Here is a 24,903-nt window from a genome sequence, read left to right as displayed (position 1 = left end):
ATAAAAATATGGGCTTTAAATTATATAAATTACGAAGTATTAACTAACTTTTTGTTGCTCTTTAAGGCGGTTAAGCATACTTAATTCATGCTTAATTTCGGCTTTACGTTTATTAAAAGCATTAACTTTAGCGTCAATTAAAGCTTGATTTTTTAGACGACGTTGACGCCTAATTTCTTGCTTTTTTAATTGTTCTTCGTGTGCTCTCTTTTGAATGATTTTCTCTTTAAAAACAGACCAATACGAGTAGCCATACATACTCAAAAACAATAAAGCTACAATACCTAAAATTACGTAACCATTTTCCATGACTTAAAGGAGGGGATTAATGAATTAATATTTTTTTGCTAAAAATTTGTGTAATCGATATTTAATAACACAGTTCTTATACAAAACTATACAAACTGAAGTTTATAATAAAATAAACAAGTTAAAGTACTAAAAAAGAAGATGAAATTAGTTTTAACAAAAAATCTTTGGAAATTAAATTAATTATTCTCCAAAGATTCTTAAATATTAAAAGTTTTTCTTGTCTTTATTTATCTACAACATCACCCGTCCATTGCAGCATACCGCCTTCTAAGTTATAAGCGTTTTCAAAACCTAACTCATCCATAATTTTGCAGGCTTGCCCGCTCCTATTTCCAGAACGACAATACACGTAATAGTTTTTACTTTTATCGAGTTTTTCTATTTCGTTTATAAATTCTTGCCCTTTATAAATATCAATATGTATAGCGTTAGGAATAATGCCATCGGCTACCTCGGCATCAGTTCTTACATCTAATATTACGGCATTAGCATCGTCCACTAATTGTTCTTGCCATTCGTCTTGCGATAAATCTTCCATAATTTTAATTACATTTATATTACAATATTATTAAAAGCTGTATAATGAAAAAAATCTGAAGCATGAAATGTTCAGATTTTTAATTTTTGAGTAACTAATAATGGGTGTTTAGTTTTTCGCTACTTTAATAGAGCAACCAATAGCTTTGGTTTCTTTTTCTATTATTTCTTCTCCTTTTATTAGCGCATCAACCGCATTTTCAACATATTTTGTTGTTACCGCTTCTGCACTTTTGTAATTATTATCTATAGCACCAATGTATGATACTACAAAGCCAACTTCAGTTCTATCTAAAATAAAAATATGAGGCGTTTTTGTGGCTCCAAATTTTGGAAAAACGTCCTGTTTTTCATCAATTAAATAAGGAAAAGTAAAGCCTTTTTCATCGGCTCTTTTTTTCATTGCGTTCAAATCATCATCCGGCTTTATACTTGTATCATTTGGCATAATAGCTAATACTGGATACCCTTGCTTCGCGTACTTTTTATCTAAAGCTACAATTCTATCTTCATAGGCCACAGCATACGGACATGTATTGCATGTAAAAGTTACAATAACGCCTTTTTCATTTTCGTAATCTGATAAAGACACCATTTTACCATCAATGTTTTTTAAAGTAAAATTTTCGGCAATATCACCAATTTTGTAACCTTCAGCAGTGGCTATTTTTTTTACGGCAAAGGCGCTAACTAATAACACCAAACATCCCGCGACTATTAATGTGGTTGTTTTTTTCATTTTGTTTTAATTTAAAAATTGTTGTAGTTGTTCTTCTAATTCTTCATATGTGAATGATTGTTCAAAAAAAGTGCGTTCATTTTTATTGTAAATTATTGTAGCAGGTATTGAGCCCGACCAGTTTTCGTCTACTTTAGGAATCCATGTGTTCATATCAGGATCGTCTAAAACCAAAACTTTCGATTGTAATTTACGTTCCTTAATAAAAGGCTTCAATTTTGTATCGTATTGGTGTGGAAAATCTAAACTTACTAACAAAACTTCTACATTCTTATCTCTATAATTTTTATAAAGTTCTTCAAAATGAGGTAATTCTTTTACACAAGGCCCACACCATGTTGCCCAAAAATTAACCACATACGTTTTATTGTCCTTTATATTTAAAAATGGCTCGATACCATTGAAATCGTAAATTTCAAGTGCATTGTTAGTTTTTATCGCTTTAGCTTTAGAAATTTCTTTAACATTGGTTTCCTTTTTACTTTCCTGCTTACAACTAGCTAATGCAAAAAATACAATAAAAATAAGTTTTAGTTTCATAACCTTAAAAATAATTAACTGAAATCTGTTTTTATAATAGTTTAACAAACTTTTAATTAAAAAATGTTTTAAACTTTTGGGTAATATTTTTTTCGTTTTTATATTTGATGCATCAAAAGTAACAAAATGAATAATTTATTAAATAATATTTGGTGGTGGTGTTTACGTAACTAACGTTCGTGAAGCAATTACTTTGTATATTTAATTAAAATATAAATCAAGGCTTGTCATTCACGACAGGCCTTTTTTCTTTGTTCTAATTCATTTTTTAGAATAAAAATTTAAACTAAATGAAACAACATAGATTACATACACATTACAAAAAAATATTAACAGATACCATAACTCCTGTTACTGTTTACTATAAAATACGCGACAAATACCCCAACAGTATTTTGTTAGAAAGTGGCGATTATCACCGTAATCACAAGAACTTTTCGTATATATGTTTTAACCCAATTGCCTCGATAAAAATTGAAAACGAAGTAATTTCTCAAACTTTCCCTGACGGAAGTAATACGAGTTTAAACATTACGGAAGATGTTAATGTAGTTGATGAGATTTATAATTTCACACAGCTTTTTGATGTTGAAACCGATGAAGATTTTCAATTTATAAATAACGGTATTTTTGGTTACACCGCTTACGATGCTGTACGTTATTTTGAAGATATTGAGATTGGCAAAAAAGAAAACTCTGTAACTATTCCAGATGTGTATTATGCAGTTTACAAGAATATTATAGCCATAAATCATTTTAAAAATGAAGCTTATATTTTTGCGCATTGTTATGAAAACATGGATAATAACATTCATGAAATCGATCAACTTATTAATGTTCAAAATTTTGCATCATTCAATTTTAATGTAAAAAATGACATTGAATCTAATTTAACCGACGATGAATTTAAAGAACACGTAAAACTAGCAAAGAAACACTGTCAACGCGGTGATGTGTTTCAACTGGTATTATCACGCCGTTTCTCTCAAGAGTTTACAGGTGATGATTTTAATGTATACCGCGCCTTACGAAGTATAAATCCGTCGCCCTATTTATTTTATTTCGATTATGGCGATTTCAAAATATTTGGTAGTTCGCCCGAAGCGCAACTTATTGTTAGTGATGGCGCAGCCGAAATTCACCCCATTGCTGGAACCTACAAAAGAACTGGCGATTACGAGCAAGATGAAATTTTAGCCGAAAAACTAAAAAACGACGATAAAGAAAATGCCGAACACGTCATGCTTGTCGATTTAGCAAGAAACGATTTAAGCCGACACGGTAATAGCGTAAACGTTGAAACTTACCGCGAAGTTCAGTTTTTCTCGCATGTTATTCACTTGGTAAGTAAAGTGGTTGGTCAAAAACATAAAAGCACCTCAACCATGCAAGTTGTTGCCGACACATTTCCAGCAGGCACACTAAGTGGTGCACCAAAACACATGGCAATGCAGTTAATTGAAAAATACGAAAAAACAAGTCGCGGGTATTATGGTGGCGCTATAGGTTTTATGGATTTTAATGGCAATTTTAATCACGCTATCATGATTCGTACCTTTTTAAGTAAAGATTACAAACTGAATTGGCAAGCTGGTGCGGGTATGGTTTCTAAATCGAACGAAAACAGCGAAACCCAAGAAGTTTACAACAAACTCGGCGCCCTAAACAAAGCGATAAAGTTGGCAGAAGAAATTTAGATGTTAGATAGATTGAAATTTTAGAATAGAACAAGAAATAAAAGCAGGAAAAAAGCAAGTCCCTAATTTCGACACAGTCGAAAGTTCAATCTACAGAAATAGAGAGCGAAAAACGGAATTGCGAAGCACAGCTTCAAGCATGAAGTTTTCAAAGCGAACGTTCCGAAGGAATTTCCTTAGATTGATTTGATTTTTGGCTTGGTCTATCCTGAGCGCAGTCGAAGGGTTTTGTATCAAGACAAAATGAACTTAGAATAGTAAAAGATAATTTAAATAAGATCCTGAATCAAGTTCAGGATAGCAACTATGAAAAAAGTATTAGTAATAGACAATTACGACAGTTTCACTTATAATCTTGTACATTATTTAGAAGATTTAAACTGTGAAGTTACCGTTGTTAGAAACGACAAATTACAACTTGAAGATGTTGAACCATTCGATAAAATTGTACTGTCGCCAGGTCCTGGTATTCCAGATGAGGCAGGTTTACTAAAAGCTATTATTGAAAAATACGCTGCCACAAAAAGTATTTTGGGCGTGTGCTTAGGGCAACAAGCCATAGGTGAAGTTTTTGGTGGTTCGCTTAAAAATTTAGATGATGTGTACCACGGCGTTGCAACAAACGTAACACTAAGTGTAGACGACGAATACATTTTTAATGGATTAGATAAAAATATTGAAGTTGGCCGTTATCACTCATGGGTTGTAAACGCCAATTTACCCGAAACTTTAGAAGCCACTTCGTTTGACGAAAACGGACAAATTATGTCCTTACGCCATAAAACATACGATGTACGCGGTGTACAATACCATCCCGAATCGGTTTTAACACCAGGCGGAAAAAAGATTTTAGAGAATTGGGTGAAGCATTAGAAAAGCCCCTAAATCCCCAAAGGGGACTTACTAAACATTATAAATAATTTAGAACATATTCCCTCTCCTTTGGAGAGGGTTAGGGAGAGGCCATGAAAGACACACTAAACAGACTTATAAACCACGAAACCCTTACCACACAAGAGGCAAAACAAATCATTGTAAACATATCAAACGATATGTACAACCAAAGCCAAATTGCTTGCTTTTTATCGGTGTACATGATGCGCAGTATCACAATCGATGAGCTATTAGGTTTTAGAGAAGCACTACTTGAGCTTTGTGTTCCTATTAACTTAAGCGATTTTAACGCCATTGATATTGTTGGAACTGGTGGCGACGGCAAAAACACGTTTAATATTTCAACATTATCATCATTTATTACTGCTGGCGCAGGTGTAAACGTATCAAAGCACGGTAATTACGGCGTATCATCAACTTCAGGTTCATCAAATGTTATGGAACATTTGGGTGTAAAGTTTTCTAATGACGAAGATTTCCTTAAACGCTGTGTCGATCAAGCAGGTATTTGTATTTTACATGCGCCGTTATTTCATCCAGCCATGAAAAATGTAGCGCCAATTCGTCGTGAATTAGGTGTAAAAACCTTTTTTAATATGTTGGGTCCTATGGTAAATCCGTCGTTTCCAAAAAATCAAGTTTTAGGTGTTTTTAATTTAGAAGTATTACGTTTATATAGCTTTTTATATCAAAATACCGATAAAAATTACAACATCGTTTTCGCCCTTGATGGTTACGATGAAATATCGCTAACAGGAAAAGCAAAAATCGTTTCAAACCACACCGAAAAACTATTTTCACCCGAAGATTTAGGATTAAAAACCATAACACAAGAAGCCATTTACGGTGGCGATACCATTGCCGATGCCGCAAAAATATTTGTAGATATTATTTCAGGAAACGGCACCGAAGCACAAAATAACGTGGTTTGCGCCAATGCAGGATTAGCCATTGCAACCTCCGAACAAATATCACATCAAGCAGGTTTTGAAAAAGCCAAAGAATCCTTATTCTCGGGGAAAGCAAAACAAAGTTTAGATAAATTGATTGAATTGAGTAAATAAATTTAGTCTCAGTTAACATTTACAGTAGGCAGAACGCCACTTAACTGATTACTGAGACTGACAACTGAGACTGATATAATGAATATACTAGACAAAATAGTAATTGATAAACGCAAAGAAGTAGCATTAAGAAAATCCTTAATACCAACCTCGCAACTAGAACAATCCGTTTTATTTTCGAGAAACACCACCTCTTTAGCTAACAATTTAAGAAACATCAAATCAGGAATAATTGCCGAACACAAACGTCGTTCGCCATCAAAATCTGTCATAAACAACGGTTTAAACGTTCAAGATGTCGCTACAGGTTACGAAAATGCAGGCGTTTGCGGCATGTCGGTATTAACAGACGGCAAATACTTTGGTGGTTCTTTGGACGATTTATTAACCGCCAGAGCAAGTTGTAATTTACCATTACTTCGTAAAGAATTCATCATTGACGAATACCAAATTTTAGAAGCCAAAGCATACGGTGCCGATGTGATATTACTCATTGCAGCCATTCTAACCCGAGAAGAAATAAAACAATTCTCAGAGTTTGCTAAAAGCTTAAATTTAGATGTGCTATTAGAAGTTCACAACGAAGACGAATTGCACAAATCCATCATGCCAAGTTTGGATATGCTCGGTGTAAACAACCGCAATTTAAAAACCTTTGAAGTTAGCCTAGAAACCAGTAAATCCTTAAGCACAATAATTCCAGACGATTTTGTAAAAGTATCAGAAAGTGGCATTAGCAACATAGCAGCCATTAAAGAATTACAACCTTACGGCTATCAAGGCTTTTTAATTGGTGAAAACTTTATGAAAACCGATAATCCTGGATCAAGTGCAACGGAATTTATAAAAAGTCTAAGTTAACTCGTCCAGAAAAGCTGATCTTATATTTAAACACACAGTAAATGAAAGACACTTCAAATACAATGCAACAAGCTCCCGAAACAATCGACAGCTCTTCGATTAAGCTTAAAATATGCGGTATGAAACACCAAGAGAACATCGAGCAAGTTGCTGCATTGCAACCCGATTATCTTGGGTTTATATTTTACGACAAAACACCACGAAATTACGAAGCAAAAAGCATTCCTAACATACCAGAAGGCATTAAGAAAACAGGTGTTTTTGTTAACGCCGAAATTAGCACCATAATAAAAACGGTAACCGATTATAACTTACAAGCCGTTCAGCTTCACGGTCATGAATCGCCGTACTATTGCAGTATTCTAAAATCGACTAAATTATTCACAACTAACAACGTTGAAATAATAAAAGTCTTTTCTGTTAACGACACCTTTAATTTCAATGAAATTGAGCCGTACGAAGTGGTTTGTAATTACTTTCTTTTCGACACCAAGGGTAAACTTCCTGGTGGCAACGGTTATAAATTCGATTGGAGCTTACTTAACGCGTATCCATCAACAAAACCCTTCTTTTTAAGTGGCGGAATTGGACTTAGCGATGTCGATGCTATTAAAACATTTAAGGCAAGTGAAGCCTCAAAATACTGTTATGCTATCGATATAAATAGTAAATTTGAAGTAGAACCCGGACTTAAAAAAGTCTCGGCTTTAAAAGCTTTCAAAAATCATTTGAATAATAAAAATATGAACTTTTATAATGTAGATGAAAAAGGCTATTATGGCGAATTTGGTGGTGCATACATTCCAGAAATGCTCTATCCAAACGTTGAAGAATTACGCCAAAAATATCTAGAAGTTATGAACGAACCTTCGTTTAAAGAAGAGTTCAATCAACTTTTAAAAGATTATGTTGGGCGTCCATCACCGTTGTATTTCGCGAAGCGTCTTTCAGAAAAATACAACACTAAAATTTATTTAAAGCGCGAAGATTTAAATCACACAGGCGCGCATAAAATCAACAATACCATCGGTCAAATTTTAATGGCAAAACGCCTTGGCAAACATCGTATTATTGCCGAAACTGGCGCAGGACAACACGGAGTTGCCACAGCTACAGTTTGTGCCTTAATGGGATTAGAATGTATTGTGTACATGGGCGAAATCGACATTGCGCGACAAGCACCAAACGTAGCACGTATGAAAATGTTGGGCGCCACCGTAGTGCCTGCAAAATCAGGAAGTCGCACCTTAAAAGATGCTACAAACGAAGCCATTCGCGATTGGATTAATAATCCCGTAGACACGCATTACATTATCGGTTCTGCTATCGGTCCGCATCCATATCCAGATATGGTAACGCGTTTTCAAGCCGTAATTTCCGAAGAAATCAAATGGCAATTACAAGAGCACGAAGGTCGCGAAAACCCAGATTATGTCGTAGCGTGTATAGGTGGCGGTAGTAATGCGGCAGGAACCTATTACCATTATTTACACGACGAAGATGTAAATATTATCGCCGTTGAAGCCGCAGGTTTAGGTGTCGATTCTGGCGAAAGTGCAGCCACTTCGGTATTGGGTAAAGAAGGCATCATCCACGGTTGTAAAACGCTATTGATGCAAACCAACGACGGACAAATAACCGAGCCCTACTCCATTTCGGCGGGCTTAGATTATCCTGGAGTTGGCCCAATGCATGCCCATTTAGCCAAAACTGGTCGCGCCGAATTCATGTCCATTACCGACGACGAAGCTATGAACGCTGGTCTTGAACTCTGTAAGCTAGAAGGCATCATTCCTGCCATCGAGAGCTCGCACGCATTAGCCATTTTCGAACAAAAAACCTTCAAACCAACCGATGTGGTCGTGGTAAGTTTATCGGGGCGTGGTGATAAAGATTTGAATAACTATATTGAGTATTTTAAAATATAATCGCTTTTTTTTTCATTTCCGAGAAATCGGAAATCTCAAAGTCCATGGATGTTCACTATGTATACATTTTAACTAATAAAAACCATACGGTTCTGTATGTAGGACGAACGAAGCAGTTAAAATTGAGACTAAAACAACATAAAAACAATAGTTCAAAAACTTTTACAGGAAAGTACAATGTTACTAAACTAGTTTATTTTGAAACTACAAAATACGTTAACAACTCCATAAAAAGAGAACGACAAATAAAAAAATGGAATAGGGCTTGGAAAATCAGTTTAATTAATAGCTTAAATCCTGATTGGAAAGACCTATCGGAATACCTTTAAATAGATTCCCTCTTACGAGGGAATGAAAAACATTCATTTTCAATGAACAGAAGAATAAACCAAAAATTACAAGAAAACAAAAAGTTACTTTCTATATACTTTACAGCAGGTTATCCCAACCTTAACGATACCGTTTCTATCATTCAAGATTTAGAAACTAGCGGCGTCGATATGATTGAAATTGGCTTACCGTTTAGCGACCCATTAGCAGATGGCCCAACCATTCAAGATAGCTCAACAAAAGCCTTAAAAAATGGCATGACCACCGAAACGCTTTTCAATCAGTTAAAAGATATCCGTAAGACGGTAAATATTCCATTAATTATTATGGGCTATTTTAACCCCATGTTTCAGTATGGTGTTGAAGCTTTTTGCAAAAAATGTCAAGAAATTGGTATCGACGGACTCATAATTCCAGATTTACCTGTAGATGTGTATCATGAAAAATACCAAGCCACTTTCGAGAAATATGGTTTATCAAACATCTTTTTAATAACACCGCAAACCAGCGATGAGCGCATCCGTTACATTGATTCTGTTTCAAACGGATTCATTTATATGGTAAGTAGCGCTAGTGTTACGGGTTCGCAATCGGGCTTTGGCGATACCCAAAAAGCCTATTTTGAACGCATTGCAAATCTCAACTTAAAGAACCCACAAATTGTAGGTTTTGGTATTAATAATAACGAAACCTTTACGCAAGCTACAAATCACGCTAAAGGTGCCATTATTGGTAGTGCTTTTATAAAACATTTAACAGCAAAAGGCACTAAAAGCATTAAAGATTTCGTGAACTTTGTATTGAATTAAAACACTTCATCATGGCACAAAATAAACAGAAAATTGTTATTGTTGGTGCTGGATTCGCGGGGCTACGCATTGCTCAAGATTTAATAAACCATCCTGCTTACGAGGTTTTATTAATAGACAAACATAACTTCCACCAGTTTCAACCCTTAATGTATCAGGTTGCAACCGCTCGCTTAGAGCCTGCAAGCATCTCTTTTCCGTTAAGAAAGGTTTTTCAAAAGGCTAAAAATGTAAAAATCAGGATAACCGAAGTTACTAATATTAATCATTCCGATAAGATTATTTCAACCTCCATTGGCGATTTTAACTTCGATCATCTTATTATAGCTATTGGTTGTACCACAAACTACTTTAATAACACCAATCTTGAGGATTACGCCTACCCAATGAAAACCATTCCGGAGGCTATTCAATTACGCAACAGAATCCTACAAACGTTTGAAGATGCTGTACACACTAAAAACCCAGAACAACTACAAACCTTACTAAACTTTGTAATCGTAGGAGGTGGTCCTACAGGAGTCGAACTTGCTGGTGCTTTGGCGGAAATGAAAAAATATATTTTACCCAAAGATTATCCAGACAAAGACTTCTCGAAACTGACTATTTATTTATTAGAAGGTGCGCCGCATACTTTAAACCCAATGAGTTCTGGTTCGCAAACAAAATCGCAAGAATATCTTGAAGATTTAGGAGTGATTGTTAAAACCAACACGCTTGTAAAAGATTATGATGGCGAATTAGTTACCCTAAACACTGGTGAAACCATTACCTCTAAAAATGTAATTTGGGCGGCAGGTGTAACTGGAAATATTATTAATGGTTTACCTAAAGAAACTTTTACAAGAGGCAACCGTTTAGTAGTTGATAGGTTTAACAAAATTAATGGTTTAGATCATGTTTATGCGCTTGGTGATATTGCCTACATGGAAACACCAATTTATCCGCATGGGCATCCTCAACTAGCTGGTGTAGCGTTACAACAAGCCAAACAGCTCGCTAAAAACTTCAGTTTAACAGCTAAAAACAAATCTAAAAAAGAATTTGAATATATCGATAAAGGCTCGATGGCAACCATTGGTAAACGAAAAGCCGTTGTAGATTTACCTAAATTTAGTTTTCAAGGTCGATTTGCTTGGTTTACCTGGATGTTTATTCACCTAATGCTTATTTTAAGTGTAAAAAACAAACTACTCATTTTTATGAACTGGATGATTAGTTATTTTAACAACGACAGCACGCTTCGTATTTTAATGAAACCAGTATCGAAACGCGTAAAAATTAAAAAGTAAAACAACTCATGCCTCTTAATATTGTTTTAATTGAACCCGAAATACCTAATAACACAGGAAATATTGGACGCTTAGCTTTAGCGTCAGGTTCTAAACTGCATCTAGTTAAACCTTTTGGTTTCGAAATTGACGATTCCAGATTAAAACGTGCTGGATTAGATTATTGGCAACATCTGGAAGTGATTTATTATGATAATGTTGATGAATTCTTCCGTGTAAACGCAGAAAAAAAAATGGCTTTTCTAACAAGTCATGGCAACAAAAATCATTGGGATATTCCGTTTGAAGATGATATGTTTTTAATCTTCGGAAAAGAATCGGTTGGCTTATCAAAAACTATTGTTGAGAAATACCCTAATCAACTTTACAAAATCCCAATGTTTAGCAAGCATATTAGAAGTCTAAACCTTGCAAATGCCGTAAGCATTACCATTTATGAAGGCATCAAACAGTTAAACAGCTAAATATAAACTGTAATAGTCATAAAAATTACGGTAACAACGGTAAGTATAAGCACTAAAGGCATTATAAATTTCATCCATTTATCAAACCCCACATTTACAATAGCTAACGATGCCAAAATTAAACCGGTTGGATTTATAAAATAGAACAACCCTAAACCATATTGGTAAGCATTTACAACCACTTCTCTGCCAACACCTACACCATCGGCTAAAGGCGACATTATAGGCATGGTTAAAACCGCCATTCCAGAAGAAGAAGGAATAAAAAACGATAACCCTGCATAAACAAAAACCATAATATTAGTAAACAACCCTTTATTCATACCATCGGTTAATTGGCTCGAATAATTTAAAAGTGTATCACTTATTAGGCCATTATCCATTATTATAGTCACACCACGAGCAATACCAATTATAAAGGCAACACCAAGTAAATCTGCGGCTCCTTTTACAAAAGTTTCTACAAATTCACCTTCTTTTAACCGAACAATTATGGCAATTAATATGCTACCCACAAAAAAGGTCGCTGTCATTTCAATAAACCACCAACCTAATGCAGAAACCCCATAAACCATAATTATAAAACATAACGAAAACACCAATAACACCAGTTTTAATTTTGGTGTTAGTTTAACTTTAGTATCGTTTTGTAACATGCTAAATCGTGCTTCAATAGCATCTTTTTGATTATAAATTATAGATTTTGTAGCATCATTTTTAACCCTTTGTGCGTATCGCATGATGTAAATAATACAAATTACAGTACAGATAACAAACATTAATAATCTTCCGTTTAAACCCGTTGTCCAATTTAAACCTGCAGCATTTGAAGCAATGATAACACTAAAAGGATTTACCGTAGAACACATAGAACCTATTGCAGACCCTACAAATATTGAAGATACACCAACTAAAGCATCATACTTAGCTGCAATAAAAACGGGAATTAAAATAGGAAAAAAAGCTATGGTTTCTTCAGCCAACCCAAACGTTGTACCTCCCAAAGCCACTAAAAAAGTGACCAAAATGATTAAAACATACTCACGGCCTTGTAGTTTTTTTGACAGCCAAGAAATTCCGCCTTCAAAAGCACCTGTTTTATTAACAACACCTATTAATCCGCCAATAAAAAGCACTAAAATAATAATATCGGCAGATTCAATAATACCCTTTATTGGTGCTTGAACAAACTCTAAAAAACCTTGCGGACTTGCCTTTAAAGTTTTGTAAGTATTAGGAATACTAATGGGTTTCCAAATATCTCCATTAGTGAATTTTTCTAAAGAAATTTTAATATTCAATGCATCTAAAGTTTCTTGTGTTGCTGGCATTTCGGTTGTTTGCCCTTGAGCAGAAACCTCAAAAACTTGTTTGGTTTTATTATAAGCTAATTGGCTAAATTTACCCGATGGAATTACCCACGTTAATATGGCAACGATACCAGCTATAATTAATAAAACGGTTTGAGCTGAAGGAAACTTTATTTTTTTCATTCGATTAAAATACGGTTAAATATTTAATTCTTTTCATTTAAACTAACACTTAATTTTGTAAGTATTCGCCTTTTGAAACCTATAACTTCAATGCATAAAGCATTCAAAATATTAAATTAAAATACTCAACTATATTTTCTATAATGCATGGTGTTGTTATTTTTTTGAATTAACTTAGTTTTCTGCTTATACCTAATAAAAACATCTAAAAATGAAAACAAAACCGCTTTTCTTTATTTTACTAATTTTAATTTTTGGATGTGAAGAAGAAAAAGAAGTAAGTTCGATAAACCCTGAAAATTGGACAAAACGCTATGCCAAAATTAAAGAAGCCGACAGTTTAGAATATGGTAAATCGTACCTATCGATTTATGCACAAATTTATAGCATGTCTGAACACAAAACCCATAATTTAACTTCGATGATAAGCTTAAGAAATGTGAGTGAAACCGATACTATTTACGTATTAAGAGCCGAATATTTTGATACACATGGTGTTTCAATACGCAACTATTTTAAACAGCCTATTTTTTTAGCGCCACTTGAAACTGCCGAAATTATTATTGATGAAGTTGATGTTTCTGGCGGTACAGGCTCGAACTTTATTTTTGAATGGAAAACAGCTAAAAACACACCCGAACCTTTGTTTGAAGCTGTTATGAATTCTACTATGGGGCAACAAGGCTTATCGTTTACAACACAAGCAAAACGTATTAAATAATATGACAGAGTTATTAACTTCAATCTTTTTCATTTTCGCAGTAATCGACCCTATTGGAAGTGTTCCTGTATACTTAGAAGCAACCAAAGAATTCGATCTACAAAAAAAGAAAAAAGTAGCCTTTCGAGCTTCGGGAATTGCCTTTTTAATTTTATTATTTTTTATTGTTATAGGACAGCTTATTTTGGAAGGCATGTCGGTTAGTCTGGAAGCTTTTCAAATTTCTGGTGGGGTTATTTTATTCTTATTTGCTTTAACCATGATTTTTGGCAGCGGCAAACCTGCCGAAGAAAAAAGCGGCATTACCGATTATAAACACGTTACCATTTTCCCCATAGCCATACCATCTATTGCGTCTCCAGGTGCTATAATGGCTGTGGTTTTACTAACCGACAATCATGTTTATTCTATACAACAACAAGCTATAACAACCTTTTTGGTGTTAATTGTAATAGCAATTACCTGTATTATTTTACTAACCGCAAACCACCTACAAAAACGCATTGGCGATTATGGTATTACAGTAATTAGTAAAATAATGGGTTTAATTTTAGCGTCTTACGCTATACAAAGTATTTTAAGTGGTATTGTTAAATATTTTGCTACGATTTAGTCGTTTAGAGTCATAACTAATCGAAAACCAATAACCAAAAAACTTACCCCTTCGGAAACTGTCGCTTAATATTCCTTATAATATCTTCCAAACCATTTACTTTTAGCTCGTAAACTTGCCTTAGCATATCGCCTAATTGCCCTTTTGGGAAACCTTTACTATGATACCAAACCACGTAATGTTCGGGTAAATCTATTAAATAACGGTCTTTATACTTGCCATAAGGCATTTTGGTATGCGCTAACTTTATTAGAAAATCTTTATTTGGGAACATTGGTTATTGGTTGTTGGTTGCTTGTTCCTATGGCTTAATTCTTGACACTATATTCTAACTAAAATCTATTCCTTTAACTCAAAATCTTCTAACGCTTTCAATTCTGCTTCAACATACAATTTCCATTGTAATTGAGCTTCAAAACTTCTTGAAAAATCAGTTTCAGAATCATATTTATTTTGACAAACAGCTAACTCTTTATTTATAGTTTTATGAAGCGCTTTTAGCTCTTGCTTTATATTATTCGATATTTTTAATTTACTAATGCGCTGTCGAAACTTACGAGCAAACAATTCGGTGATATCAAAATGCAACTGTTCATGTCCTAATATTGTATTTGTAGCTTGCTCTGGAATATACCATGATTGTTCTGGGTAAAAATGCGCATGCACTTCGGTTGTAAAATCGACGACCTTATGACTATCGGTTTCTGTAATTGAAAATCCGAATGAAATACCCGATGCTGTTATAGCCGCTGCGCCTGTTTGGAGTTGGGGTTTTCCTTTAAAATCGTTCCAGGTTAATTTGTAAGATGCTTTCCATGACTTAACGGGCTGATCTTGAAAATTCAAAAGAAAAACTAAGCAAAAAATAAATAACTTGTTCACGCTTTTAAAGATGTTAAAACCTAAAAACGCAGCTATTACAACAATTATTGCTCTACCTCTACTACCGATAAGTTATCGTACTTTACCAAATACACACTATCGTTATAATAGCCACCAAACAGCTTGTGTTTGTATGAAAACTTATTCTCTACATACTCGGTTAATAATGTGTTTTTAGCTGAAATAAATAAATTTTCAGAAGTTACTAAACGTAACACCACATCCATAGTTAAATCGAAACCTTTAACGGCACGTTTATTAGGCGTAATATTGTAAATTTTACTGTATTTTTTGGTAAAGCTACTCGTATCATTAAAACTAGATTCTTTCGAGCTTGTTGCAAACAAAAATTGCAAACTAGACAAATGTGTGTTGTTTATTTGGTCGCTCTCAAAAGCAGAATTCTCATGAGTTGTTGTTAAAATAATTTCGGATGGTTGGCCACCTTCAACTAAAATTTTATTATTTAACGAGGCTAAAATACTAGAAACATTCGATGCAAAACCTTCGTTTTCGGTTTCTAAAAACACAATATTTTTACCTGGCTTCAGTACATTCTGTATATCGTCTTTTATAACAAAAAATTGATCTTCACCTGTTTTTTTATCCTTTCGAGAACTTACTGTTTTAGCTAAGTTAAATTCTCGTTTTAAATCTAAAGCAACATCGGCCGTTTTAGTATCAGAAATTATAACGATATTTTTCGCTAACGAATCCTTTTTAACGTAATTAATAATTTTTGTTTTTAATAACTCATCAGAAGGTTTCGATTGAAACACATTACCATGAAGCTTTAAGTTAGAGCCTATTGGAGACACCACAGGCACCGAAATTTTATTTAACTCCGAAGCTACCTTATCAAAAGCACTTGTAGTTAAAGGACCAATAACAGCATGCACATTTTCGAAGTTATTTTCGTTTAAAATTTTAGTTACTTCGCTTACTTGTCCCTGCGTATCATAAACATCAACTTTTACAGAAACACCAAGAGTTTTCAACGAATCTAAAGCCATCAAAACCCCCGAATAAAAATCTAATGAAGCATTTAAATATCTATCCGTTTTAATACTGCGTTTTGTATCAACCACCGAGTCAAAATCCACTCTATTCAATCTAAATGGCAACATCACTGCAATATGCTTGGTACTAAAATCATTAATACTATCGGCTAAATTAACAGCTTGTATACCCGAACCTTTTAAAGTTTCAACCGAGTTAGAAAAAGGTATTTTTAAAATCATACCTTCTTTTAATCCACTTTCGTCCAAACCAGGATTTAGAGCTTCAATTTGCTCCTTTTCTAAGCCCAATTTCACCTTCAAACGATAAAACCCTTCTTTAGGCAATACCTTGTAATAACTGTATTTTTCGTCAATTACTTTCTGCTCTTCTCGCTCTAAATTAGGTACATTAATAATTTGACCTTCCTTTAAAACATCGCCCATTTCAGGATTTAAATCCTCAAGGTCCTTAACCGAAATTCCAAACTTATAAGCAATTCGCCATTTCCCTTCTTTCGGTAAAACTTTATATTCTGTAGTTTCAGCAACTTCCTCAACAATTTCCGTCACTTTAAAAATAGGAATCTTTAACGCATCGCCTTTACGCAAGGGGTTAGCATATAAAAACGTATTGTGTTTTTTAAGTTCATCTTCACTTACATTATACTGTTTTGCAATACCGTACAATGTTTCCTTACGTTTTGTTTTATGCGTTTTAAACCCTTCTAGTTCCTTAACAATAGTAACCTTAGGTTTATTAGCTTTCGAGATAGGAATAATTAAAATAGTATTGGCCTGTAACCCTTTTTTAGCATCTGGATTTAAACTGTAAATATCGGCAGGAGTAACATAATATTGTTTAGCTAAAGCCTCAACCGTTTCGCCATCTTTTACACGATGGGTACTAAAATTTTGAGCGTTAACCGCGTTAAACCAACCTATTAAAACTAGTGCTATTAAAAATTTCTTCATCTTACTTAGTGAGCTGTATGTTTGTTAAAGGTAATAAACCTGAGTATATACGTAGGTTTTAAAGCAAAAAGTTTATAAACCCACAAAAAATATAACACATAACATGCCAAAATTAATTTGGGCGATCCCGCGATTTCGATTTAAGTCGAAAACGCGGTCGGGCTATTCATTACAAGTCCGCGCTCCCCGCTTATTGCGGATTCGCTGTGGGCTTTCCATTGCTATCCCTATCGCGGGCATACTTGCTAAGTTATAAACTTAAACAAGGTTTATTCCCACTCAATAGTTGCTGGTGGTTTCGAACTAATATCGTACACTACTCTATTAACGCCTTTAACTTTATTTATTATATCGTTGCTTGTTTTTTGTAAAAACTCGTAAGGTAAATTTACCCAATCGGCGGTCATACCATCGGTACTTTCAACAGCACGAAGCGCTACACATTTTTCGTAAGTACGCTCGTCTCCCATAACGCCAACACTATTTACGGGTAATAACATGGCTCCAGCTTGCCAAACCTTATCGTAAAGTCCCCAGGCTTTTAAACCATCAATAAAAATAGCATCAACTTCTTGTAACATACGTACTTTTTCGGCAGTAATATCGCCTAAAATACGAATCCCTAAACCAGGACCAGGAAACGGATGTCTGCCTAACAACTCTGGGCTAACTCCTAAACTTGCACCTACACGGCGAACCTCATCTTTAAAAATAGCACGTAAAGGCTCTACAATTTTAAGTTTCATAAAATCGGGTAAACCACCAACATTATGATGACTTTTTATAGTTGCCGATGGCCCACCAGTTGCCGAAACACTTTCAATAACATCGGGGTAAATAGTGCCTTGTGCTAACCAAGTTACGTCTTTTATTTTGTGCGCTTCATCATCAAAAACCTCAATAAAAGCGTTACCAATGGCTTTACGTTTTTTCTCAGGATCTTCAATACCTTTTAAGGCCTCTAAAAAGCGTCCCGAAGCATCGACACCTTTAACGTTTAAGCCCATACCTTCGTATTGCTTAAGTACGTTTTCAAACTCATTTTTACGCAATAAACCGTTATTTACAAAAATACAGTACAGGTTTTGCCCAATGGCTTTATTTAATAAAACAGCAGCAATTGTAGAATCTACACCACCCGATAAACCTAAAACTACTTTATCGTTGCCTACTTTTTCTTTTATAGCTTCAACCGTTTCTTCAACAAACGACTGCGGTGTCCAATCTTGATTTAAACCAGCGATGTTTACTAAAAAGTTCTCTAAAAGCTGCTTTCCATCGGTTGAATGATAAACTTCTGGATGAAATTGAATGGCATAAGTGGTTTCGCCTTCAATTTTATATGCGGCATTTTCAACATCGCTTGTACTAGCCAATAAAACGCCATTTGTTGGTAGTTTTTTAATGGTATCGCTATGGCTCATCCAAACTTGGCTACCTTCATTTATACCTTCAAAAAACGCTTCCTCATTTTTTATAAACGATAAATTTGCACGACCGTACTCTCTGGTGTTCGATGGTGCTACTTCGCCTCCCGAAAAGTGCGCCAAATATTGCGCCCCGTAACAAACCGCAAGCATAGGTTTTATGCCACGTATTTGCGATAATTCTGGATGTAACGCTTGCTCACCTCTTACCGAATTTGGACTCCCAGAAAGGATAACCGCTTTATAATCGCTAAGATTGGTTGGAATTTTGTTAAATGGGTGTATTTCGGAATAAATGTTGAGTTCTCGTACTCTACGGGCAATAAGTTGTGTGTATTGCGATCCGAAGTCTAAAATAAGTACCTTATCGTGTTGCATGCGCAAAAATAATAATTGATTTTTTAATTGCTAATTACCTGTTATAATTTTTTTACTTAATTGTCAACAAAACTATTTTTTTAGACGTTTTCTTGAAAATGCTAGCGAAACCTAAAAGGCTTAGTTAAAAAGTACTTCTCGATACAAATTTGCTTCGTTACTCTGCGCAAATTTACTCGAAGTGACTTAACGTTTCAATTAGACTTCATTTGTCAATTCAAGTGATTTTGAGTCATGAGGAATTGTACCGAGATTTTTTTTAGCTTATATTTTGTAACGTTTCTCGATACAAATTTGCTGCGTTGCTCTACGCAAATTTACTCGAAGTGACGTAAAGTTTCAATTAGACTTCAGTTGTCAATTCGAGTGATTCTGAGGCACGAAGAATTGTACCGAGAATATTAAAATACCTTCTAAAATAAATTTTTATTTCATCGATTCTAAAATCAATTTGATATCTTCTTCTGTGGTGTCTGGATTTATAAAACAAAAACGTGACACAGTTTCAAAAGTATCTCCATTTTTCCATTTAGTTGGCGTTACCAAAGCAAAACCAGATTTATGATTTTCGTATGTCCAATGTGTGTAATCTTCGGGTTTCCAGTCAATTCTTCGGTACAATACACAAGACAAACTTGGGTCCCGCACCAACTCTACATGTGGCATTTCTTCAATCATTTTCCCTGCAATCTGAGCAAGTTCTAAACCGCGCTCCACAGCTTCTTTATACCTATCGGTACCGTGTGTTGCTAGTGAAAACCATAATGGCAATCCGCGAACACGACGTGTAAGCTGAATTTGGTAATCGGTAGGATTAAAACCATGTGCACCTTCATCTTTAAAAATATCTAAATAAGAGCCTTGTTGAGAATGCGCCGCTTTAGCTAATTCAGGATTCTTGTAAATTACAGCACCGCAATCGTAAGGTGAAAACATCCATTTATGCGGATCGATAGTAATGCTATCGGCTAGCTCTATACCTTTAAATAAATGGCGTACAGAATCGGCAATTAATGCGCCACCGCCATAAGCAGCATCTACATGAAACCAAAGGTTTTCGGTTTCGCAAACTTTAGCAACACCTTCCAAATCGTCTATAATTCCTGCGTTTGTTGTGCCACCAGTAGCGACTACCGCAAACAAACGCTTACGCTGATGGAAATTTAAAGCATCTATTGTTTTGCGTAGGTCGTTTCCTGTTAATTTTTCTTCAGAATCTACTAACAGAATATCTACATCGGCCACTTTAGCCATTGCCTTTATTGAGGAATGTGCCCCAATTGAAGTGATAATCAAGCCTTTTTCTCGTTTGTATGTGTCGTCTTTACGCCAATATTCGCGAGCTGTTACAATAGCCGATAAATTTGCCGCAGTACCACCACTTGTAAATACACCAAAAGCACCTTCGGGTAAACCAGTAAGCGATACCATCCAGCGCATAGCCTCGTTTTCACAAAAAATACCGCCAGCGCCTTCCATCCAATACGCACCATGAATACTTGATGCCGATGTTACCAAATCGAACATTACAGCAGCACGTGTAGGTGATGCTGGCACAAAAGCTAAATGCCTTGGATGATCGGCAGGTACATTAGCTTTCATTAAATGTTTTTTCCACAATTTAAATGCTTGCTCCCCTCCAATACCTTTTTTGGTAACAGTTTCGCCAACAAGCGCTTTAAGTTCTGATTCTTTTTTGGGTTTACCTATTTTACTATTGGTGGCCGAAATTCTATCGATGGTATATTTCATAACATCAAGAGTCATTTCAACTAAATCTATATCAATTTTGTGCATGAATTATTTTTTTTCAAAAGTACGTATTTGAAAAAAACAAGCCAATGCTATGGCTATTGAAATGAGAGAAAACAGAAAGAAAAATTATAATAAATCTAAAAAAACAACTCGTATTTTAACGGAGTTAAAACCGCACTCGACAAGACGCTTATTTGGCTTAAGCTTTATAAAACCAAAACATCGAATTCATTTTGTAAAGGTTCTAATTGTTGCATTAAACTCGGAATCAAATCATCTCCAAAATCTAAATACAATTCCGAAAAATTAGCATTTCGCTCCTGTAAACTTTCATTAGGAAATAATTGATTTTTTATAACGGTTGCCCGTTCAATTTCATCTTTTAATTTTCGCTTTTGCGCTTTAAGTAGTCGTTTTTCTAGCGCTTCTAGTCCTTTAACCTGTTTCTTTTCTTGTGCTTTTACAGCTCCAACGAAGGATTTGTCGGTTTGTTCTGCTAGTGTATATAAATCTTTAAACTGTTGCTGTAAATGTGTTTTTTGAGGACTAAAATCTATATCAATATTCGATATATCTCGAACACGCTTGTTTATAAAAGCATGCTTTTTTAGAAACAAATGCTTTAACGAAACACTTAAATTTTCAAGTTTTTTAAATTGATTTTCATTTTGAACCAACACGGAGTTTCGCAATAACAACATAGGAAACGTTACGTTTACTTCGTTAAAAAAGTCTTTTAACTGAAACCAATACGCCAATTCACCACCGCCACCTATATAGCATAAATTTGGCAAAATAACTTCTTGGTAAAGCGGACGCATTATAACGTTGGGCGAAAAACGCTGTGGCATCTCATCGAGGTGTTTTAATATCTCACTCTCGCTCCATGTAATATCTGTATTTAAAACTTTATAAACATCATCTTCTAAAACAATACGCTCTCTTAAATTCTCATTTAAATAAAATAAATTTATCTCTCTGGGATTAACTTGAATTTTATAAGCTTCTGATGTGGTTGATAACGCTTCATTGGTTTTACTTACTGCTTTAAATGATATTTGGCGCAACAATTCGTCCTTAATATACGGAGTAAATACCTGCTTTAACGCTTTTGAATTGGCATCAATAATCACTAACCCATAATCTTTAAATAGCTCGTTTACTAAATATTTGGTTGCATCAGCTAAATTTTCATGTTCTAAATACGCCGATTTAAAAAGGGCTTTTAAATAGTTAGCATTATTATTTGAACCAAATTCACTCGAAATCACTTTAAAAATAGCATCTAAACCTTGGGTGGAAAGCTCACCAACAGCTCCATTAGCATCTCTATTCCAAACAACTTTTTTTCCTTTAAAATTGAAGTAATTTATTTCATCGAAATCATGGTCTTCGGTGGCCATCCAATAAACAGGCACAAAATTTTTATCGGGATAGGTTACTTTTAATTGTTTTGTAAGGTTAATTGTAGAAATAATTTTATACAAAAAATACAGTGGCCCTGTAAACAAATTTAATTGATGACCCGTTGTTATCGTAAACGTATTAGGTTGTAAAAGGCTTTTAATATGAGTTAAAGTAGCATCTGATGTTTGTAAGGTTTCATACTGATTTTGTAAACTATTAACTAAAACTTGTCGCGTCTCAACCTTAAAAGATGATGCCTTCTCTTCCATTTGAAATTTAAACGCATCTATTTTTGGGAATCGATTATAAAATGATTTTAACGCGTCATTTTCATCTAAATAATCACAAATTAACTGCGAGAAGTAACCTGTTTCTTTAAAGGAAATACTTTGTTTTTGCATACTTTAACTTAAGAAGCTGTAAATATACGGCTATTCACGTTTTTAGTTTCTAAAAAATAAGTTAATAAACTAAAACAACTATTGTCTAAAATAAAGCAAACTTTTAAAATTTATAAAGAATACTAAAAACAAACACTTAACTAATTATTTTTTTAACTAGCTTTATAAAATAAATTAAAGATTCTGTGATAGACTTTCTATTAACTAGCGACGCCTTAATGGCATTACTTACCTTAACTTTTTTAGAAATTATTTTAGGTATCGATAATATTGTTTTTATATCGATTGCAGCCAATAAACTACCCGAAAACCAACGCAGTAAAGCCATGAACATTGGGTTGCTTTTGGCCATGGCGCAGCGCATTATTTTATTGTTTTTTGTGAGTTTTTTAATTGGGTTAAAAGAACCATTTTACACTGTAAACCTATCTTGGTTTCATGCCGCTATTAGTTGGCAAGCCTTAATTCTTTTTGTAGGAGGTATTTTTTTAATTTACAAAAGCACCAGCGAAATACATGAAAAGGTTGAGTTACCAAAACACGACGAAAATCATTTAAAAAAGAAAAAAGTACAAAGCCTAAAACAGGCCATTACCCAAATTCTGTTAATAGATTTTATATTTTCAATCGATTCTATTTTAACAGCGGTAGGTATGACCAACGGTTTACACCCAAACCACAATTACACACTGGTTTTAATGATTATAGCCGTTATTATTTCAATATTTATAATGATTGGTTTTGCTAATCCTATTAGAAAATTTATCGATTCGCATCCTAGTATACAATTACTCGGTTTAGCTTTTTTAATATTAATTGGTTTTATGTTAATTACAGAAGCGGCTCACCTGTCGCATACCAAATTATTTGGTAATGAAGTTGGAGCCATACCCAAAGGTTATCTGTATTTTGCAATTGCTTTTTCGTTATTTGTTGAGTTTTTAAACTTTAAAACAGTGAAAAAACTTAACAAATAAAGCGTTTAATCGGGTTTTTTAATCGTTTTAACGTGTTTTAAACACCAAATTTTGTACTTTAGCCCACGTTAAAACATTGTTTTAGTCAATACCCCAAATATTATGAAAAAAGCAATAACCTTTTTACTGTTAGTATTTTCAATTCAAATTTTGGTTGCGCAACGTATTGTATTCCCAAATCAAAATCCTATAAATCCTTATTTGGATGATTCTTCGTTTTTAGCATCTAACGGACGCTATAACATAACGGGCATCATTCAAGCTTCAGATACCAACATATCAAATACCTCGCAATATCTTAACGCGCAATTGGCACCGTTCGATAATTTTGCTTTTGGTTTAGATTATGGCAATCATAGTTATCATGTTTATCATTATATTCAACTTTTTTTAAACACACGTTTTAAATTTAATTTAGGAAGCGAATTTCAGTCTATTAATATTGGTGCATCCATTGGTTTAGATCGATTGAACGAAAACCGATCTGCTCAAGACAATAAATTTAGTTCGGTTTACAAATTAGGTGTTCACTATACCAATTTCAACCTAACTTTAGGTGGCTTCTTCACCACTTATCCAATTCAAAATGATTTATCTTTAGCCCCCAACCAACCTTTAACAAGTAGCAGTGGTTATACAGGATATTTATCATATAGAATTCGAGTTTCAGACGATTTTAAAATTACTCCAAGTGCAAAATACCATGCCTACAGCGATTTAAATATAGTTGAAGGAGTTGCCAATTTAAATTTTAAAAATAATTATGAATTGGCCTTGTCATATAAAAACGATTACTCCTTTAATGCTGCCGTAAGCGGACGATTTTTTAAATATTTTAGGGTAAGTTATTCGTTTGAAAACGCCATTGGTTCTCAAAATTTTAATCGGGTACATTCGGTTGGTTTGTCGGTAGATTTAAGTGCAAAAGATTTAGAGTTACCAGAATGGGAAAAGACTGCTGAACGCAATAGAGAAAAGTTACGCAGTTTAAAACAACCAAAAAAACCGAAAAAAGAGGTGGTTGTTGCAACGCCTATTGAAGAACCAGAATCTAAAATTGAAGTCGTTGAAGCTGAACCTGAAATTATTGAAGAACCTGTAACAAAGGATATACCTGCGATGAGTGAAGATTCACCTTCTGATATTATAAATGGCTTTTTAAAACCTGGATATTATGTTATTTTAGGAAGTTTTGTTAACGAAACTAACGCTAAAAAGAAACTAGAAGAGCTAAAAAAGGAAGGCGTTTACGCCAGAATTGGGCGTAAAAAAGGCGAGAAATTTAATTATGTTTATGTAGATCGCTATGATGACAGAGATTTAGCATCAACTCGTACGGTTAACAAGCAAAAAGAATCAGGCTTTGAAAAGGTTTGGTTAATGCGAGTTAATTAAAAATACAAAGTGTG

General features: G+C 34.3%; 24 protein-coding genes and 1 pseudogene. 14 read left to right on the top strand and 11 right to left on the bottom strand.

Annotation, left to right across the window (positions count from 1 at the left end; all coding sequences use genetic code 11):
• Positions 1 to 39: 39 nt before the first annotated feature.
• From PK35_RS14865 to PK35_RS14850, 4 genes are all read right to left on the bottom strand, one after another.
• The gene (locus tag PK35_RS14865) at positions 40 to 309 is read right to left on the bottom strand and encodes a hypothetical protein (RefSeq protein ID WP_044627363.1); all 270 of its coding nucleotides are present in this window, start codon (positions 307 to 309) and stop codon (positions 40 to 42) included.
• Positions 310 to 535: 226 nt separating this feature from the next.
• Positions 536 to 850, bottom strand: coding sequence for a rhodanese-like domain-containing protein (locus PK35_RS14860; protein WP_202903840.1), 315 nt, complete (start codon positions 848 to 850; stop codon positions 536 to 538).
• Positions 851 to 958: 108 nt separating this feature from the next.
• The gene (locus tag PK35_RS14855; protein ID WP_044627361.1) at positions 959 to 1,588 is read right to left on the bottom strand and encodes a thioredoxin family protein; all 630 of its coding nucleotides are present in this window, start codon (positions 1,586 to 1,588) and stop codon (positions 959 to 961) included.
• A gap of 6 nt (positions 1,589 to 1,594) precedes the next feature.
• The gene (locus PK35_RS14850; protein ID WP_044627360.1) at positions 1,595 to 2,128 is read right to left on the bottom strand and encodes a TlpA disulfide reductase family protein; all 534 of its coding nucleotides are present in this window, start codon (positions 2,126 to 2,128) and stop codon (positions 1,595 to 1,597) included.
• A gap of 290 nt (positions 2,129 to 2,418) precedes the next feature.
• On the opposite strand from PK35_RS14850, the gene PK35_RS14845 reads away from it, so the two are divergent.
• The 10 genes and pseudogenes from PK35_RS14845 (at position 2,419) to PK35_RS14805 (ending at position 11,467) form a co-directional block, all read left to right on the top strand.
• Positions 2,419 to 3,825 carry an anthranilate synthase component I family protein gene (locus PK35_RS14845; RefSeq protein ID WP_044627359.1) on the top strand — a complete coding sequence of 469 codons (1,407 nt, stop codon included), beginning with the start codon at positions 2,419 to 2,421 and terminating at the stop codon, positions 3,823 to 3,825.
• Between the two features lie 306 nt (positions 3,826 to 4,131).
• A complete protein-coding gene (locus tag PK35_RS14840) occupies positions 4,132 to 4,698 on the top strand; it encodes an anthranilate synthase component II (RefSeq protein WP_044627358.1) in 567 nt (188 codons plus the stop codon).
• Positions 4,699 to 4,790: 92 nt separating this feature from the next.
• On the top strand, positions 4,791 to 5,783 hold the full coding sequence (gene trpD, locus PK35_RS14835) for an anthranilate phosphoribosyltransferase (protein ID WP_044627357.1): 993 nt from the start codon (positions 4,791 to 4,793) through the stop codon (positions 5,781 to 5,783).
• A gap of 78 nt (positions 5,784 to 5,861) precedes the next feature.
• The gene (gene trpC, locus PK35_RS14830; protein WP_044627356.1) at positions 5,862 to 6,644 is read left to right on the top strand and encodes an indole-3-glycerol phosphate synthase TrpC; all 783 of its coding nucleotides are present in this window, start codon (positions 5,862 to 5,864) and stop codon (positions 6,642 to 6,644) included.
• A gap of 41 nt (positions 6,645 to 6,685) precedes the next feature.
• Positions 6,686 to 7,351, top strand: a pseudogene (locus PK35_RS18000) (phosphoribosylanthranilate isomerase); the annotation flags it as partial.
• Positions 7,352 to 7,387: 36 nt separating this feature from the next.
• Complete coding sequence (trpB, locus tag PK35_RS17995; RefSeq protein WP_044627441.1) at positions 7,388 to 8,572, top strand: tryptophan synthase subunit beta; 1,185 nt, start codon at positions 7,388 to 7,390, stop codon at positions 8,570 to 8,572.
• Positions 8,569 to 8,901: a GIY-YIG nuclease family protein gene (locus PK35_RS14820; protein WP_479687126.1), complete on the top strand. Its 333-nt coding sequence runs from the start codon at positions 8,569 to 8,571 to the stop codon at positions 8,899 to 8,901. The genes trpB and PK35_RS14820 overlap by 4 nt, the downstream gene beginning before the upstream one ends.
• Positions 8,902 to 8,943: 42 nt before the next feature.
• On the top strand, positions 8,944 to 9,711 hold the full coding sequence (trpA, locus tag PK35_RS14815; protein ID WP_044627354.1) for a tryptophan synthase subunit alpha: 768 nt from the start codon (positions 8,944 to 8,946) through the stop codon (positions 9,709 to 9,711).
• Positions 9,712 to 9,722: 11 nt separating this feature from the next.
• Entirely contained in the window at positions 9,723 to 11,003 is a 1,281-nt protein-coding gene (locus PK35_RS14810; protein ID WP_044627353.1) for an NAD(P)/FAD-dependent oxidoreductase, read from the top strand.
• An 8-nt stretch (positions 11,004 to 11,011) separates the two neighbouring features.
• Positions 11,012 to 11,467: a tRNA (cytidine(34)-2'-O)-methyltransferase gene (locus PK35_RS14805; protein WP_044627352.1), complete on the top strand. Its 456-nt coding sequence runs from the start codon at positions 11,012 to 11,014 to the stop codon at positions 11,465 to 11,467.
• Here the strand turns inward: PK35_RS14805 and PK35_RS14800 are convergent.
• Positions 11,464 to 12,960, bottom strand: a complete 1,497-nt coding sequence (locus PK35_RS14800; RefSeq protein WP_044627351.1) for a YfcC family protein — start codon at positions 12,958 to 12,960, stop codon at positions 11,464 to 11,466. The two genes, PK35_RS14805 and PK35_RS14800, sit on opposite strands and share 4 nt — an antisense overlap.
• 211 nt (positions 12,961 to 13,171) lie before the next feature.
• Here PK35_RS14800 and PK35_RS14795 point away from each other — a divergent pair, with 211 nt between their 5' ends.
• Positions 13,172 to 13,681, top strand: a complete 510-nt coding sequence (locus PK35_RS14795; RefSeq protein WP_044627350.1) for a DUF3124 domain-containing protein — start codon at positions 13,172 to 13,174, stop codon at positions 13,679 to 13,681.
• 1 nt (position 13,682) lies between these two features.
• Positions 13,683 to 14,294 carry a MarC family protein gene (locus PK35_RS14790; RefSeq protein ID WP_044627349.1) on the top strand — a complete coding sequence of 204 codons (612 nt, stop codon included), beginning with the start codon at positions 13,683 to 13,685 and terminating at the stop codon, positions 14,292 to 14,294.
• A gap of 43 nt (positions 14,295 to 14,337) precedes the next feature.
• Here PK35_RS14790 and PK35_RS14785 read toward each other — a convergent pair whose 3' ends face one another.
• The 6 genes from PK35_RS14785 to bshC form a co-directional block, all read right to left on the bottom strand.
• Complete coding sequence (locus tag PK35_RS14785; RefSeq protein WP_044627348.1) at positions 14,338 to 14,568, bottom strand: DUF3820 family protein; 231 nt, start codon at positions 14,566 to 14,568, stop codon at positions 14,338 to 14,340.
• A gap of 65 nt (positions 14,569 to 14,633) precedes the next feature.
• On the bottom strand, positions 14,634 to 15,140 hold the full coding sequence (locus tag PK35_RS14780; protein WP_238320928.1) for a DUF922 domain-containing protein: 507 nt from the start codon (positions 15,138 to 15,140) through the stop codon (positions 14,634 to 14,636).
• Between the two features lie 80 nt (positions 15,141 to 15,220).
• Positions 15,221 to 17,149, bottom strand: a complete 1,929-nt coding sequence (locus tag PK35_RS14775; protein ID WP_044627347.1) for a LysM peptidoglycan-binding domain-containing protein — start codon at positions 17,147 to 17,149, stop codon at positions 15,221 to 15,223.
• A 269-nt stretch (positions 17,150 to 17,418) separates the two neighbouring features.
• Complete coding sequence (gene guaA / locus PK35_RS14770; protein WP_044627346.1) at positions 17,419 to 18,954, bottom strand: glutamine-hydrolyzing GMP synthase; 1,536 nt, start codon at positions 18,952 to 18,954, stop codon at positions 17,419 to 17,421.
• Between the two features lie 426 nt (positions 18,955 to 19,380).
• Positions 19,381 to 20,751 (bottom strand): pyridoxal phosphate-dependent decarboxylase family protein, encoded by a 1,371-nt coding sequence (locus tag PK35_RS14765; RefSeq protein WP_044627345.1) that lies wholly within the window; start codon positions 20,749 to 20,751, stop codon positions 19,381 to 19,383.
• A gap of 164 nt (positions 20,752 to 20,915) precedes the next feature.
• Positions 20,916 to 22,517: a bacillithiol biosynthesis cysteine-adding enzyme BshC gene (gene bshC / locus PK35_RS14760; RefSeq protein ID WP_044627344.1), complete on the bottom strand. Its 1,602-nt coding sequence runs from the start codon at positions 22,515 to 22,517 to the stop codon at positions 20,916 to 20,918.
• A 185-nt stretch (positions 22,518 to 22,702) separates the two neighbouring features.
• Here bshC and PK35_RS14755 point away from each other — a divergent pair, with 185 nt between their 5' ends.
• Together PK35_RS14755 and PK35_RS14750 are read left to right on the top strand one after the other, a co-directional pair.
• Positions 22,703 to 23,494: a TerC family protein gene (locus PK35_RS14755; protein ID WP_044627343.1), complete on the top strand. Its 792-nt coding sequence runs from the start codon at positions 22,703 to 22,705 to the stop codon at positions 23,492 to 23,494.
• A 102-nt stretch (positions 23,495 to 23,596) separates the two neighbouring features.
• Positions 23,597 to 24,889, top strand: coding sequence for an SPOR domain-containing protein (locus PK35_RS14750; RefSeq protein WP_044627342.1), 1,293 nt, complete (start codon positions 23,597 to 23,599; stop codon positions 24,887 to 24,889).
• Positions 24,890 to 24,903: the final 14 nt, after the last annotated feature.

Origin of the sequence: Neotamlana nanhaiensis, assembly GCF_000943555.1 — a bacterium.
GTDB classification, from domain to species: Bacteria; Bacteroidota; Bacteroidia; order Flavobacteriales; family Flavobacteriaceae; genus Neotamlana; species Neotamlana nanhaiensis.
The sequence above is the reverse complement of the archived record's forward strand: the minus strand, read 5'-3'. Positions and strand labels throughout refer to the sequence as shown.